This is a genomic window from Pseudomonas sp. EA_65y_Pfl2_P74, from assembly GCF_963970575.1.
GTDB lineage: Bacteria > Pseudomonadota > Gammaproteobacteria > Pseudomonadales > Pseudomonadaceae > Aquipseudomonas > Aquipseudomonas baetica_A.
Genome location: NZ_CAXAOQ010000013.1, coordinates 78100 through 93528, shown reverse-complemented (window position 1 = coordinate 93528; position 15429 = coordinate 78100). Strand labels below are relative to the sequence as shown.

Genomic DNA, 15429 nt, shown 5'->3' with positions numbered 1-15429 from the left:
CACAAAGGAGCGTCGCGCCTTGAATCCTCACGGCACTGCCCCAGATGCACTGCTACAGGTCGGTCAAGCCCAACGAGCCTGCCGATGATGGCTGACGTGGTGTTCCTGCTGGACGTCGACAACACGTTGCTGGACGGCGACCGCGTTGTCGCCGATTTTCACCGGCACTTGAAGGCGCAATTGGGTGACGTCCTTGCACAGCGATACTGGGCGGTCTTCAACGCGTTGCGCAAAGAGCTCGGCTATGTCGATTACCTGGGTGCCTTGCAGCGCTTTCGGCTGGAGATTGGGCAGGGCAGTGCGGATGAACAAAGACTGTTGTTGATGTCATCCTTCCTCATCGACTACCCGTTTGCCGATCGACTCTATCCCCACGCAATGGACGTCATCACGCATTTGGGCCTGTACGGCCTGACCGTAATCCTGTCCGACGGCGATGTGGTTTTACAGCCGCGCAAGTTACAGCGCTCAGGTCTGTGGCAGGCCATGGAGGGCCGTGCATTGGTCTATGTTCACAAGGAAAAGATGCTACAGGCCGTAGAACGCCACTATCCCGCCCGGCATTACGTGATGGTCGACGACAAGCTGGCGATTCTGGCGGCCATGAAGGCCATATGGGGTGAACGGTTGACCAGCGTTTTTGTGCGACAGGGCCATTACGCGATGGATCCGCGAATCATCGCCGCCCACCCGCAAGCCGATTTAACGATTGAGTGCATCGGCGATCTCGCCACGCTTGATCTCTCGCACCTGTGTCCGCCGGCTATGCGCCGATGATCAGGTTTACCGGGTTTTCCATGTCGACCGAGTAATCACCTTGCCGCGCCGCCCGGTTGCAGGCGGCGCGGTGCAGTAACGCACGTTGAGCTTGCGCGACTTTACCGGGGTCGCCGCCCCAGATCTCGAGGGCTGGCTGCTGGATTGCGCGCGCGAAAGAAAACGTCAACGCCCAAGGCAATCGCGACTTGAAGCGTCGGTTCATCGCGTTCAGCCGCGCAGAAGCCAACTCGGGACTCTGCCCGCCAGACAGGAACGCAATGCCCGCCACGGCGGCTGGCACGGCACGTAGCAGGGTCGTCACGGTGGCGTCGGCGACCTCGTCGACACTGTCCTGATGGCGGCAGCTCAGGCCCGGCAGGAGCATGTTCGGTTTCAACACCATGCCTTCGAGCAGCACGCCCTGTGCCTGTAGCTGCTCGAAGACCTCGTGCAGCAGTTTTGCGCTGACGTCGGCACAATGTCGTAGCGAGTGATCACCCGCCATCAACACTTCAGGTTCGACCACGGGGACAAGCCCGGCCTCTTGGCAAAGGGCCGCGTAGCGCGCCAGTGCATGGGCGTTGGCCACGATGCACGCCGCACTGGGAAGATCGGCGCCCATTGAGATCACTGCGCGCCATTTAGCAAAGCGCGCACCGATGGCCGCATAGCCTTGCAAACGCTCACGCAAACCGTCCAACCCTTCGGTAATCCTTTCGCCGGGATGCCCCGCCAGTGCTTTCGCACCGGCATCAACCTTAATCCCGACCAGGATGCCGGCGTCAGTCAGCGCCTTCACGAACGGCGTGCCGTCGGTACACTTCTGGTGGATTGTTTCGTCGTAGAGAATGGCGCCGCCGATACTCTCGCACAGCCCCGGCGCCGTGATGAGCAGTTCACGCCAGGCACGGCGCGACGCTTCAGACGGCGTAATGCCGAGTGCAGCGAAGCGGTCGTTGCAAGTCGGTGAACTTTCGTCCATCGCCAGCAGGCCCTTGCCGTTAGCCAGCATTTGGCGCGCCGTGTCGACAAGTTGCACAGCGTTCATGCGGGCGCCCCCCATTTCCAGTTACGAATCTGCGGCAGATCCTCGCCGTGCTCATTAATGTAGAGTTTGTGTTCGACCAGCTTGTCCCGTGCCATCTGCTTCAGATAAGCCCCCCGGCTGCCGAGATGAGGGAGGCGGTCGACAACGTCCTGTACCAAATGGAACCGGTCCAGGTCGTTCTGAACGCGCATATCGAACGCCGTGGTAATCGTGCCTTCTTCCTTGTAGCCACGTACGTGCAGGTTGCGGTTGTTTCGGCGATAGGTAAGCCGGTGCACCAGGCTGGGGTAGCCGTGGAAGCCAAAGATGATGTGCTTGTCCTTGGTGAACAGTGAGTCGTAGTCCGCATCGCTCAACCCGTGCGGATGTTCGCTGGCGGACTGCAACTTCATCAGATCAACGACGTTGACCACGCGGATTTTCAGTTCGGGCAAAAACTCGCGCAGGATGGACACCGCCGCCAGAATCTCCAGTGTCGGCGTATCGCCGCAGCAAGCCATGACGACATCCGGTTCGCTGTCCTGATCGTTGCTCGCCCACTGCCAGATGCCAACGCCCTGAGCGCAGTGCACGATTGCCTCATCCATGGTCAGCCATTGCGGCAACGCATGCTTGCCAGCGACGACGACATTGACGTAATTGCGGGTGCGCAGGCAGTGATCGAATGTCGATAACAGGCAGTTCGCATCGGGCGGCAGATAGACGCGAACGATGTCGGCTTTCTTGTTGATCACATGATCGAGGAAGCCGGGATCCTGGTGCGTGAAACCATTATGGTCCTGCTGCCAGACGTGCGAGGCGAGCAGATAGTTCAGCGAGGCGATCGGCCGCCGCCACGCCAGCTCTTTGGTGACCTTGAGCCATTTGGCATGCTGGCTGAACATCGAATCGATGATACGGATAAAGGCTTCGTAGCTATTGAAAAGCCCATGCCGACCGGTCAGCAGGTAGCCCTCCAGCCAACCTTCGCACTGATGCTCGCTGAGCATCGAATCGAGCACGCGGCCGGCCGGTGCAAGAAACTCGTCGTTTGAAACGGTCGCCGCATCCCATTGGCGGTTGGTGACCTTGAAGACGGCGCCAAGCAGGTTCGACATGGTCTCGTCCGGGCCAAAGATACGAAAGTTGTCGGGGTTCAGCTGGATGATGTCCTTGAAGAACTCACCGAGTACCAGAGTGTCCTGGGCGAAGACGGCGCCGGGGGAGGGGACACGCACCGCGTGCACACGGAAGTCGGGCATGTGCAGATCGCGTAGCAACAGACCGCCGTTGGCATTTGGATTGGCACCCATGCGCCGCAGGCCTTTGGGCGCCATTTCAGCCAGTTCTTCGATCAATCGGCCGTTGGTATCGAACAGTTCTTCGGCCTTGTAACGCTTCATCCAGCGCTCAAGCTCGGCCACGTGCTCAGGGTGATTGGCATCGACCAGCAACGGCACCTGGTGCGAGCGGAAGGTCCCTTCGACAGGCAGCCCGTCGACAACTTTCGGCCCGGTCCAGCCCTTGGGCGATCTGAGAACAATCATCGGCCAGAGGGGGAGTGTGGGCGTATCGGTCGTTCGGGCGTGCGTTTGCAATTGCTGGATTTGCGCGATGGCTTTGTCAGTGGCACGGGCCATCAACTCGTGCATCGTCATTGGGTCGTCGCCTTCAACAAAGTACGGTTCCCAGCCGGAGCCTCGAAGGAACTGCTCCAGATCGTCATGACCGATGCGCGCAAGTACCGTCGGATTACTGATCTTGTAGCCGTTCAAATGCAGGATCGGAAGCACCGCACCGTCGGTGACCGGATCGAGAAACTTGTTGGACTGCCACGCCGTAGCCAAGGGGCCGGTTTCGGCTTCGCCATCGCCGATGACACAGGCGACGATCAGATTAGGGTTATCAAATGCGGCACCGAAGGCGTGGCTGAGCGAATAGCCGAGTTCACCCCCCTCATGAATCGAGCCTGGCGTCGTCGGTGCGACATGACTGGAAATACCGCCCGGAAAGGAGAACTGCTTGAACAACTTCTTCAGCCCGGCTTCATCCTCACCCACATCCGGATAGACCTCGCTCCAGGTGCCTTCGAGGTAAACGTTGCCCACGATTGCCGGGCCGCCGTGGCCGGGACCGGCAACGTAGATCATGTCCAGATCGTGGTTCTTGATGACTCGGTTCAAATGGACGTAGATGAAGTTTTGTCCCGGTGTCGTGCCCCAGTGACTGACAACAAGCGGCTTGACGTGCGCCATTGTCAGCGGCTCGCGCAGCAGCGGGTTGTCGTAGAGGTACATCTGGCCGACCGAGAGGTAATTGGCGGCGCGCCAGTAGGCGTTCATCCGCTGCAGTTCTTCTGCACCCAATGTTGGGACATCAGCGGCTGAAAGGCCGGGGAGTTCTACGTTTTCACTCTCTTGCGTCAACGTGATCGCATCATTCATGGTCACTGTTCCTTTGGGAAATTGGCGGAATGAGCAGACGTGGCCGTGCTTGCTTGGCAGATCGCAAGAAAATCCGCAGACTTCTGGCTGGCGCCGCCGACGAGGACACCACCGACTTCCGGCAGCGTGAGGATGGAGTGGGCACTGGCCGGTTTGACCGACCCGCCATACAGGATGCGCAGGTTTTTACCCTCAGCCCCCAGACTCTGGGTCAGACAGGCCCGGATGTGCGCATGCATTTCAATGATTTGTTCGCACGTTGGTATGTGGCCCGATCCGATCGCCCAGAGAGGCTCGTAGGCGATCACCGCGTTGGACGCCGTCATGCCTTCAGGCACGCTCCCGGCGATCTGATCACCACAGACGGACATGGCGTTCCCTGCCAGCCGCTGTTCACTCGTTTCACCGATGCAGATGATTGCCAGAAGACCTGCGCGCCGCGCCGCTTTTGCCTTCCTCGCCACGATTGCATCGGTCTCCGCGTGATGTTGGCGGCGTTCCGAATGCCCAACGATGACCGCGCTGGCGCCGGCCCCCTTAAGCATCTCTGCGCTGAGGTCGCCGGTAAAAGCCCCCGAAATATCGCCACTGCAATCCTCACCGCCAATGGCGATGCGGCCAGCGGCCGTCAACACCGCTTGCGCAATCAGCGTCGCGGGCAGGCACATCAAAACCTCGACCGGTGGCTGCTTCGTTTGCACCGAAGTCGCCACCGCTTCAACTTCACTGAGCTGGGCCACCATGCCATTCATCTTCCAGTTGCCGGCGATCAGCGGCTGCCGGTACTTCTGGAGCGACACAGGATCGACATTGGGCGGATGAACCGCTTGTGCTGGGTCAAGCATCGTCATGAAAACCATCCCGCAAGGCTCATCAATAAGGCTCGACGATGCGCTTGAACAGCGCTTTGTTCTGTGCGCCAGCGCACGCTGCGCTCGACTCGTGTTATTGCCCAAGCTCAACGACAGGAGCGAACTGAAAGGCAAGGGCGGTGAAGCGGCAGGTCGCGTCAGCAAGGACTTAGGCAAGCTCCTTGTTTATAACTAAACTAAATTGCTATTTAGTGTAGTTATATCTTCAGGTTATTAGTTTCCACTATTAGGAAGGCTACAATTTGCTTCAGCAACGAAGAATAACGAGGATCAGATGACCATACCTGTAACGATTGATTGTTGTGCATGGGACTTTTTTTTCGACAATAACTACGACCTTTGCGTCGAGTTACCTGCTGAGAGATTTTCTTTGTTCATCACTCGCGAGGTTGAATTAGAGCTGCTTCAGATCCCTGACGAGTCCAAGCAAGGTGTTGATAAGCGGCCCTTGAAGGAGTTCATCCGCAATAGCATCGAGCGCCGTCAGGTTGAGACCACCTGCGTGTTTGGTTTTTATTGTGGAGAAAGCCCCGATGATCCTGCTCGTTATGGCGGCTTTGGCCAAGGCACCTTTGAATCTGATATCGAGCGAGATTGGCGTCAGCGCGAGAATACTAAGCGTTATGTGATCGGCGCTTCGAAGAGTAAATCCTCGGTCCTGAGAAAAAATGAAGCGGACGTTTCTCAGGCTGTGGCCTCACTGAGTTCAGTTCTGATCACCGTTGACCAGAAGAAAGGTGCAAAGCTAGGAAAGAAAGGTCCAATCCATGATGCAGCTATCAATGGTGGCCGGGTCGTATACACCGGAGATTTCAAGAGCAGTGGCTTGACGTTGGCCGACTTCATCGAAAAGCGTTTTGTCGAGCCTAGCGGCACTTCATGATCGAGGAGTACGTTGAAGCAAATACGACTCCCAACCCGCCTCAGGCAACTGGCTTAATTTTCAGTAAGTTAGAGGCTAGTTTTAGAAGATTTTTCAAGTTTTAGGATCGCTATTCCTTCATCAAAATTGAAGCAACGACATGACAACGAGTCAGCTTGAAGGAAATCGATGAATAGGTGTATGACCTGGAATCCGATACGTGAAGGAACGCAGCGAATAGGTTATCTACGAAAGTCGGCGAGCGAAGGTCAGACAACCAAAAACGGCGAGGAAGGGCCGGGGGCGCTTTCGATTCCAAGTGTTGAAAAGAGTATCCTGAGCCTGTTTTTAACGCAGCGTCACCGATCGCAGCCACTTTTATCCCCTCAATGATGTTGCGCTGCCGTTACTTTGGACGATCAAAGAGTCGACACGAGCCAAATCGGAGTTTGTGAGGCATTGCCCTTAGCGGCATCACAGGTTTAGGTAACGATCGTATAGTTGCGCAGGTGTTGTGCGTGGTAGCCCTTGTCAGCTATCAACCATGTATCGCGTTTGCGTGGTCGCCACGGCTGTCCGGGAATTCGTATCTGATTCAGCAACGCCTGGGGGGCGGGCTATATCGCTGACTTGTTCCGGTGAAAGCGTGCAGCGCAATGGCACGCCACTGGCGTCGCAACCATATGAATTTTGATTATCAGGCCGCCTCGACTGCGCCCCACAGCATGGCCTAGCGGTTCTTCAGGCCCTTCCTTTCTTCCGGCGCCTTAAGAGGCTCGGAGTGCTCATATCGCCGTGGGCTTATCATCCAGGTGTCCAGTTCGATCAGTCCTTCCTAGCTGAGTCGAATGAAAAAGCGTTCCAGTTTCCGGTCGAACGTACCGTTGTTGTGCCAGTCACGAAAACGCTGACATGTCGACTAGGGCCCAAAAGCGTTCCGCCAGATCGCGCTAGGCAGCGCCCGAGTACATCCAAAGGATTTCGTGGAGTACCAGACGATCCTCATCACGTCGGCGACTCATTTCTGCTCGGGAGAATCCAGATCCTTGATCAACTCCCACGATGCGTCGGAGAGTTCGTAACGCTTCGCCATCTGAGACTCCCGCCAATCATGGCGACAATTCTCCCTCCACCGACTTTTCGTACAAAATTTAACGCGACGGAGAACTTCCTGTTCAGTCCCATCTCATACTTTAAAGCGTCGGCCCGGCATCTGCATCGATGGCGAATACGTGTTTTCCATCTATCGCGTGTTTAATGTTGAGTTGCCAATATTCAGGTAGCGGCATGGGGTTTATCGGCGAAGAAACAAAGTTATAATTCAAGGCGCCTTGCCCGCCTTCTGATGCGCAATACGAATTACAAGCTTGTCAGTATCTTATGCCGATCCCGCAATATAACATTTAGGCGTTAATTGACATAATTAAAATCGGATATATATCAGTTTTGATATATATGATTAAATATTAATCTTGATTTTGTTATTTCGCAAAAATATAACCCATCTGTTCTCGTGGTCTACTTTTTATGCATGTGCACTGTACGAAAAGATGGAAGGCCACATGGCGTCGTTGAAAAGTAAGTTGCGTAAAGGTTTGATGTCCTCGCGCGGCTTTAGAGCCAACACTAGGAATAATCTATGGTTGGTTTATAGCAATAAATTAAACACTGACGTGTCGCTTGCGAGTAATCGCGAGCTGATATATTGGCTGGCTAAGTTAGAGGTCGATCCTTTGATTGAGTGTTTCAGCTTTGGGTATCAAGCCTCATTGAAGTTAGACGGTGCTCAAGATAAGTATTCATCCGTAGAAGTCATCAAAGTCGACTACAGTGATCGGCCATTTGAATTTCACCATTTATCTTCCGGCGCGAGCGAAACGAAATGCTTTCGTATTCCTTTCCTAAGTGAGGTGGGAGAGGAAGTTGAGGTGACTTATGTCCAAGTACATGAAGGTTATCTGGCTGCTCAAGCTACATTTTGTGTACGCTTGCTCAAGGTTGTTTCATTTGTTGCGCAGATTCGCGATGGTACTTGGAAGGCTGAGACCGAGAATATTTCCAATGTAGTTAGATCTTTCAAGAATGGAACAGTGCAGGACTTAATTGAGCTGTGCCATGGTATTGATGTCATGATAATAATCGGCATCTGTTGCAGGATGGTTCTGTCTGGGCAGTTAATTCTCGATCTTGAGCTGAATGAGTTTGGTCGGAAAAGCAAGTGGAGATTGCCGTGAGACAGCGAAAGTCTAGATCTGACATTGTTCAATATCTTCTAGCAACTCAACCATGGGCAGAGGTTCTGCTAGAAGCAATGGAACCCAAGACCCGTGAGAAATATTTGAGCCGAAAAAAAGCATTAGATTTATATGTCGAAGGAGAGCCACTTGCGACTATTTATCAGCTAACCGGAATTACTTCGCAAGGTATCCATCGTTTAATAACGAGGTGTATGAAACTGTCGCCAGAAGGAATAGTTTTTGGATACAGGGCGCTTATCCCCAACCTATCAATTTTAGGGTATGTCAGAACTGCACCCGTAGAATCTAAACTTCCCGAATCCAAGTCCGGATATGCGGGCGCATTGCATCAGCTCTTTCGCCGCTGCCCTGGATTAGAAGATCATCTGAACGACAAGATTCTAAAGAGAGGCAAACGGCAAGGCATTCACGAACACGCGATTAAGGCTCAAGCGCTGCATCGTAGCTTCATCGACTATCTGAAGCGTTGTGATTATCCCCGAGATGCTTGGCCGTTCAATACCACTTATCTGGGATATCGTTCTATAGCCAAGTATCTGAGTGATTACATTGCTACAAATTTTGACTCAGCTGTCATCGTGCGTGGGGATGAACATGCGAAAGCACATCTTAGTGTAAGTAATGGTGTAGACCCTATATTGCTTATAAATCAAATTCTTTCCGTCGTAGAAGTTGACAGTTATAAGATTGATGCGCATTTTGTTATTGGCGTGAGAAGCCTCGAAGATCTTGTGGTTTATGTCCCGATGAAGAGAATCAACGTGCTAGCTCTTGTTGAGCGCGCTTCAACCGCTGTTTTATGGTATCTGGTTGTTTACAGCTCTGAAGTGTGCGCTGCTGACGTTGTTCGGCTAATTACTGAAAGTCTAAGGGAAGTGCTGCCCGCACCGGTAAACCATACACTCGGATTGATTATGCCAGATGGTGGAGGCTTTCCAGCGGAAAAAATACCAGAAATGCGACATGCTCTCCCAACAGTGATAATGCCAGACAATGCATTGTCAAACCTTGCTGGCGCAATTTCCCAAGATCTAAGGAAGGAACTAGGTTTTTCGTTGTGCTATGGCGCACCAGGTCATTTTGAAATTCGTCCAAACGTAGAGCGTACTTTCCGAAACATGGCATTATCAATTTTTCAACGGTTTCCCAATACAACGGGGTCAAAACCTAAAGAAGGACGCGATAGCGTTAAAATAGCGATCAGGCTCAAAATGGTCGCTGACGAGTTGGAGGAAATGGTTCACTATCATTTTGGTCGTCATAACGCGCTTAAAACTGAAGGGCTGAATTTTCTAAGTCCCATGGATTATTTGAGACAAAAGCTTTTGGCAAACGAGGGGCATTTGATAAATAGAGTCCTGCCTATTCATAAAGTCGATAAGGTTACTCATTATCGTTTAGTTCGGGAAGTCACGGTAAGGTGTTATATAGACAAGGGTGTTCGACCTTTCATTACTATCGACCGTGTCCGCTATAGTAATCCGGTACTCCGTGACTCTGCTTGGTTAAACGGCAAGAAAATATTTGTCCATATCGACGAGCAAGATCTTCGTATTGTTCAAGCGTATTTCCCAGATGGCTCCCCCATTGGCCCGTTGCGTGCGGCTGGTAAGTGGGGTGTTACCAGGCATAGCGCAAAAACGCGCAAGGCCATTAACAAGCTACGCTCTGAAAGATTATTGCAGCTACTAGATTCCGATGACCCAGTTTTAAAGTATTTAGAGTATAAGAATCAGGAAATAGCTGCGTCCAAAAGCGGGAAAAAATCCGCAGTAGCATCTGAACTAAAGCGTGTACAAATAGAAGTAGAAAAAGGTAAATCTTCGCTTACGGTGGACGTTGCCCCAGAGTTAACCAATGATGACGAAGTGGTCGTGTTTGCAGGCGAAACGGAAAAAGTCAGCGTACCATTGCAGACATTAATTCCCACGTTGATGCCTGATCTAAAAAAATTATTAAATCGCTCATAACCTGGAGCGCAATTCTGTGGATTTCGACCCCAAAGATTCCGCGTTAAGAGAGCAACTTCTTCCTGATCATCCGATGGTCAAGAAAAGTTTTATTGCATTTACTCCATCTATCGAATGGGCCTATCAACAGATCAGGGACTTGATATGGTTGAGCGCGCCCAGTATGTATTTTAATTCTGTTCCGCGCATGGGAAAAACTCTCTGTGCTAAAGCTTTAGTAGACGTTATCCGTTCAGAATTTCCAGATCGTTATGTGGTTTTGGTTACCGCAGATGTCGCTGGCTTAGAAGGAATAATCAAAACAATTGCCATGAGTATTGGCCTCATTATGAAGGCGAGAGAAAACCTAATATCCATTCGCGAGAAAGTTTTGACACACATTTCTTGTGAATTATCCTCGATAAATGGTTCGCATTTTGTGTTAGTTGTAGACGAAATGCAGTGTCTTAAGATTCAGGATTATCTACAACTGCAAGTGTTGCAGAATCGCCTAAGCCTCGCAGGTGTAAACATGACCAATGTAGGATTTGCTCAGACGGAGATTAATAGCGTGCGCTCGTCTTTAATATTGGGTCAAAATGCTGCTGTCGTTGCTCGTTTTCTGAGCGAACGCGTTGAATTTTCTGGATGTCAAAATTCGAAGTGGCTGGCAGAAACGCTGAAAGGTTTTGATGAGAACTTAATATATCCGTCAGGCAGCGGATGTAGCTACACGAATTTTTTTCTTCCCTTGGCTTACTCTAACGGCTTTAGACTTAATAATTTCGCCGATTTGATATTCGAAAGAGCGAAATATTGCATACGGAACTCAGTTAAACCAGAGTTACCCACAGCGCATTTGTTCGCGGCGCTGGGCTATATGATGATTGCCGTACGAGTTCTAGATAAAAGCGATTTTGAATTGACCGCTCCAATGATTGATGCGGCGATCTCGAAATCGGGAATGGCGAACTTTGCAAAGCTCATGGAGTAAAAGGCATGAAAAAAGTTCTTTCGTTCGTTAGAAAGCTTGTACCATTTGAGTCGATTTGGCTTATCCTTATCAAGACTTTAACCCTAAATAAAATGCCCTACATTGACTTTCTTAAACTTATCGAGCGAGATGGATATTCGAGTGAAAGATCTTGTCGATCGTGGTGGTCTACTGATTGTGTCTCATTGCATAAGTTAGAATCTTTGCTACAGCTGGAACGGGGAAAGTTACACAACTCATTCATTGAAAATGCGGTTCCTTTAGCGTCCTCTGGTTTAAATCTTAAGATCAGGCACTGTCCTCAATGTATAGCGTGCAACTACCATTCGTCCCTGTTCACTCTGCCTTATTTTACAAACTGTCCGTGGCATTTTGATGAGCTGTTCGATTGCGCTAGTTGTGGAATATCTGTCCAATGGGCGGGTATCGATTTAGTGAGTTCCGGCGATAGTTCTAATCTAATCTGCAAACATGCACAATCTTTGAGTTTGCAGCCTTACCATAAATTCAGCGATAACGAGCTTTCAGTTGTTAATCATTGGTGTAGTGAATTTGTCAACTGGTTATCTTCAGCAGATAAAATTGTTGCTCACGATGTTCTCCTCGCGCTAACGGCGTCCGCTAGCCTTCGGCGGCAGGTGGATTTATTATTCTGTTATTTAAAACCAAGAATCGGATCGCCATTTTCGCAATTCTCAAATACAGAGTTCCCAGTTATACGTGTTGCGACTTCTACCGACGCTGTTAGATGGCTTCAAATCAGGCAAATAAGAAGGAAAAAAGCTCGATCTAGCTTCCTACGGTCGGAATGTGAAGCATCGTCTATTATTTGCGATAAAGACATGATCGCTAGTGCGAAGTCGCTTCGGCGATTCATAACGAAGAATTTTTTAAACAAGCATAAAAAATGTTTCAAACGGTTAAGAAAACTTACGCATGATCAACGGTTAAGACTCGACTTTGATTGTAGGTGCAGCTGTTCGATTGCGTATTCTTGTTGGCTATTTCAGCTTCTAGAGGTTGATAAATTCTCTTCCGTTTTTGCAAAAAAAAAGCGGAAATATCGTAGTCCTAGACATGTGAAAGGCTACCCTAAGTCTTTCTTTAAAATAGACTTAATTAATTGCATGGTAAAGTTTCACAGTGCTTGGGCTGCAATTGAATTTTCGGAGCGCGAAATTCCATTTTCCAAGCTAGAAATTCATTGCATTGGGGGAGGGTTTCGTGGGGTCTATAATTATTCATATTTTTGCAGCCAACCCCCCTCTAATGCAAGCGATGACGAATGCAGTGTTTCTCATTATCTTGTTGAGCCGACGTATGTTAATTCATGCAATCTTTTTAGATGCAAAAAGGTAAGGGGTAATAATCTTTCCGTTTCGTTAGTGGAGGCGTTTCAACCCGAAGAAGGCTTTAACACCAACACAGCTGTGGCGTACAAGTTGTATCTTGGGGGTGGCGTATCTCGGGATACATTTTTTGTAACTGTAGATTCTCCGAGATATCCAACGTGACACAGTTGCAAAAAATTCAGCACTTATCCTTAGTTAAGTTTGAGAACTCTGCGCTCTCAGTTGCGTGCTAATTGAGATTTTTTAAGTTTTGGTGGATGCTTTTTTCTATTTCTAATTTTCTATATTCTTTGATGATTATCGGATGAGGTCTAGTGCCTCTTAGTAAGGATAAGCGTGTACGTGACAAAGATTCTAATCAGATTATGAAATGCTTGCGTCAATTTTGTTATCAGACGCTGCTGTGCCAATTCCGGCTCACGGTCGCTGTTGAAATACCGAGTTCCTTTGCCGTTTCTTTCTGATTCATGCCGCGCTGTCGACACGCTCTAATCGCCTGTATTTTGGGTAGGGGAGTCCTTCTACCTGCCGGCATCCCGACTAGGAGGCCCTCCTGAAACTCGCCAGGCCATTGCTTCATGATGCCCAGTGCATCGAGCTCACTTCCTTCCTCACCGAGATGCTTGAGCAGCTGCTCATGCGACTGTCCACGGTCAAGGCTCGCCGCCACAGTGAGCAGGGTGAGAAGGTCAATCCCAAGCGCCGAGGCCAATTCCTCTAGGGTATCGAGAGTCACGCTGCTACGAGCATTCTCTAAGTTGTAGATATGCTTTTGATCAAGCACACCCTGGAGGTCATCCTTATTCAGGCCTCGCGACCTTCTCACGAGCCGCACCACGGCCGCTAATGACTGTTTCAGTGGCATGGAAGCTCCCCAAAGCTGAGGATAGAGCCACATTGATTAATTTCAATCCATGGAATATATTCCCTGCAAATGCAATTTCTGGTGCACGACGCTCATCCATCGATGCAGTGCGCACTGAAAGGGCACTCCGCCAATTTATGAAAATGTTTAGGGCGGGGAAGCCGATCCTTAAGGGGGAGGCAGTCGCAGCGGCTCGAATTTTCGAAATCTGTTTGCCGACTGATCTCCCTAGCGGCAGCCTCTCGTTGGATGAGGCTGCTGTAATGCTCACCGCCTGAAGCGGCAGACCATTCACTACAAACCCCAGTGCATCGCCTTCGCGATGGATTCAACGAGAAACCGATGTTTAGAACAGACGATAATGATTTGGCAGGCGTTCCAGGAGTTTTCGGGGAGGGCCTTGCGCACTGGCATGCAGTTTCCAGGATGCTCAGGAAGCACTGGTTCCACCTCACCGTAAAAATGATCGTGAAGGGTAGGGCGCAAGAGTTTGAATTGATGGTCAATGACGAGCCAAAGCTTCAGCAAGTGCTCCAGTCACAAGACGATGAAGTCTTCGTCAAAGAGATTCAGATTGTCACCCCAGCCAACATGAATGGTGGCGACGCTTGGCGGATGGAGAAGGTCGAGAGCTTGGCTCTAGGACACGATTCGGATGGTGACGCCGTCTGTGTAGTGACAGTTGAGGGTGGCGCGAATTACCACGACTCGTATCGTTCCAGCCTGGATGTGACGACGTTGACCCATATGCGACCTCTTTACGATCGCCGCGCTGGGAAAGGCGTGCACTGACTCGTCTGAGGAGTAGCGGGAATGGCTAGCGCGGATGGTAACGAGCTGTTGAATGATGACCGTACTTTTATTGAAGGCGCATCACTGAGTTTGGACGAGGCACGTGCACTTGTGTCTGAGCGCTTTCCCAGGAAGGCTTATTGCATGGTCGAGCAGTGGACTCTTTTCCAAGCAGACGTATCCGCAGATGATCTGGCCAAGATTCACGCCGCTGGGCATCTTCCATTGGTGGTCTTTGCCCACCGAGTGATAGAAGATAGCCGAGGTCGCTTTCAGCTTGGTGATTGGGTGCGGTCGAGTATATGCACATCATTCGACGGTAGCATCCTGGCTGAGACGAAGAACACGTTGTATGTATTGGTTGGCCCAGGTCGACGTCAAACGGCGAGTCTCAAGACGATTTTCTCTTTTTTCTGATCGCGTATAGCAGTGGTCAGTCCATCTGGTAAGGACACTTAATGCCCGGCTCCATCGATGTAGATTTTCACAGCAAACAGCATTCTGACTTTGATCTTCAGTGCATAGCCGGAGCCGTTTCTCAAGGCTTCGATCAGCCGGTGACTGCATACATCACTGAAGCCTTCATCAAGTCTCGGACATGTGTTGGAGTGGTATTCGGACATCAAGGGGACGACCCTCACGGCAGGTTCGAAGACGGCCGGGTTATCCAAACCGGTGTTGTGGTGATGGCTCAGAAGGAAGGGGGTTATTGGGTCTTATCAGATGAGGCGGGCAGCAGGTACGTGCTTGTTACATTTCGACCGGATGGTGGAAGCGAGAGTCTGCTGAATTACCTAAGAACGGCAGAACCGCAACCAGAGCTACCTTGCTGAGCTGAACATGAACGATATTCCCACGAACGGCTAGGCTCTACCTGAAATCGAGATTGAAGAGTTCAGAGCGCGTTATCCGCAGCTTTTCTCGGATCCTAGAGTGGATGAGATCTACTGCAATTTAGGCTGGCGCGGTCTTCTCTTTACTCTCTGCGATACGCTGCAGGCACATTTAACGCGGCATCCTGGTGTTGCGCCGGTGACTATCGGGCAGATCAAATCTAAGTTTGGCGAGCTCCATTTCTTTTACGACGGTGGTGATTCGTACTGTCGTGGAGCGGTAGATCTGGCGGAAAGGCTCTCTTTAAAAACTTGTGAGAGGTGCGGGGCTCCTGGCAGCCTTGTCGGAGGGCAGTGGGTAAACACTCTGTGTTCGACCCACGACGGTAGCAGTACTGAATAAAGCCGAAGGATCCGACTGA

13 protein-coding genes and 1 pseudogene are annotated in these 15429 nt (G+C 50.9%); 9 read left to right on the top strand and 5 right to left on the bottom strand.

All coding sequences use genetic code 11. The features are described from left to right. Window positions 1–87: 87 nt before the first annotated feature. Window positions 88–777, top strand: coding sequence for an HAD family hydrolase (locus AACY18_RS12770; RefSeq protein WP_339465028.1), 690 nt, complete (start codon window positions 88–90; stop codon window positions 775–777). Here AACY18_RS12770 and AACY18_RS12765 read toward each other — a convergent pair. From AACY18_RS12765 to tpiA, 3 genes are read right to left on the bottom strand one after another with little or no spacing between them, the layout of a single operon-like run. Continuing rightward, a complete protein-coding gene (locus AACY18_RS12765) occupies window positions 764–1807 on the bottom strand; it encodes a class I fructose-bisphosphate aldolase (protein WP_339465027.1) in 1044 nt (347 codons plus the stop codon). The genes AACY18_RS12770 and AACY18_RS12765 overlap by 14 nt on opposite strands. Then, on the bottom strand, window positions 1804–4230 hold the full coding sequence (locus tag AACY18_RS12760) for a phosphoketolase family protein (RefSeq protein ID WP_339465026.1): 2427 nt from the start codon (window positions 4228–4230) through the stop codon (window positions 1804–1806). The genes AACY18_RS12765 and AACY18_RS12760 overlap by 4 nt, the downstream gene beginning before the upstream one ends. Before the next feature lie 2 nt (window positions 4231–4232). After that, the gene (gene tpiA, locus AACY18_RS12755) at window positions 4233–5081 is read right to left on the bottom strand and encodes a triose-phosphate isomerase (protein WP_339465025.1); all 849 of its coding nucleotides are present in this window, start codon (window positions 5079–5081) and stop codon (window positions 4233–4235) included. Between tpiA and AACY18_RS12750 the strand changes: the two genes are divergently transcribed. Further along, a complete protein-coding gene (locus AACY18_RS12750; RefSeq protein ID WP_339465024.1) occupies window positions 5080–5277 on the top strand; it encodes a hypothetical protein in 198 nt (65 codons plus the stop codon). The two genes, tpiA and AACY18_RS12750, sit on opposite strands and share 2 nt — an antisense overlap. A gap of 99 nt (window positions 5278–5376) precedes the next feature. Then, window positions 5377–5985, top strand: a complete 609-nt coding sequence (locus AACY18_RS12745) for a hypothetical protein (RefSeq protein WP_339465023.1) — start codon at window positions 5377–5379, stop codon at window positions 5983–5985. Window positions 5986–6373: 388 nt separating this feature from the next. On the opposite strand, the pseudogene AACY18_RS12740 reads toward AACY18_RS12745, so the two are convergent. After that, window positions 6374–7057, bottom strand: a pseudogene (locus AACY18_RS12740) (IS5 family transposase); the annotation flags it as partial. A gap of 469 nt (window positions 7058–7526) precedes the next feature. On the opposite strand from AACY18_RS12740, the gene AACY18_RS12735 reads away from it, so the two are divergent. The 3 genes from AACY18_RS12735 (at window position 7527) to AACY18_RS12725 (ending at window position 11165) form a co-directional block, all read left to right on the top strand. Then, window positions 7527–8198 (top strand): hypothetical protein, encoded by a 672-nt coding sequence (locus AACY18_RS12735; RefSeq protein WP_339465022.1) that lies wholly within the window; start codon window positions 7527–7529, stop codon window positions 8196–8198. 77 nt (window positions 8199–8275) lie between these two features. After that, window positions 8276–10192, top strand: coding sequence for a hypothetical protein (locus AACY18_RS12730; protein ID WP_339465021.1), 1917 nt, complete (start codon window positions 8276–8278; stop codon window positions 10190–10192). A 16-nt stretch (window positions 10193–10208) separates the two neighbouring features. After that, window positions 10209–11165 carry a hypothetical protein gene (locus AACY18_RS12725; protein ID WP_339465019.1) on the top strand — a complete coding sequence of 319 codons (957 nt, stop codon included), beginning with the start codon at window positions 10209–10211 and terminating at the stop codon, window positions 11163–11165. A 1743-nt stretch (window positions 11166–12908) separates the two neighbouring features. On the opposite strand, the gene AACY18_RS12720 is transcribed toward AACY18_RS12725, so the two are convergent. After that, on the bottom strand, window positions 12909–13382 hold the full coding sequence (locus tag AACY18_RS12720) for a helix-turn-helix domain-containing protein (RefSeq protein ID WP_339465018.1): 474 nt from the start codon (window positions 13380–13382) through the stop codon (window positions 12909–12911). Between the two features lie 342 nt (window positions 13383–13724). Between AACY18_RS12720 and AACY18_RS12715 the strand changes: the two genes are divergently transcribed. Genes AACY18_RS12715 through AACY18_RS12705 form a run of 3 tightly spaced genes read left to right on the top strand, consistent with a single transcriptional unit; the run spans window position 13725 to window position 15007 of the window. Continuing rightward, complete coding sequence (locus AACY18_RS12715) at window positions 13725–14174, top strand: hypothetical protein (RefSeq protein ID WP_339465016.1); 450 nt, start codon at window positions 13725–13727, stop codon at window positions 14172–14174. Window positions 14175–14195: 21 nt separating this feature from the next. Then, window positions 14196–14591, top strand: a complete 396-nt coding sequence (locus tag AACY18_RS12710; RefSeq protein WP_339465015.1) for a DUF6957 family protein — start codon at window positions 14196–14198, stop codon at window positions 14589–14591. A gap of 41 nt (window positions 14592–14632) precedes the next feature. Further along, window positions 14633–15007, top strand: a complete 375-nt coding sequence (locus AACY18_RS12705; RefSeq protein WP_339465014.1) for a hypothetical protein — start codon at window positions 14633–14635, stop codon at window positions 15005–15007. The last annotated feature ends 422 nt before the right edge of the window (window positions 15008–15429 follow it).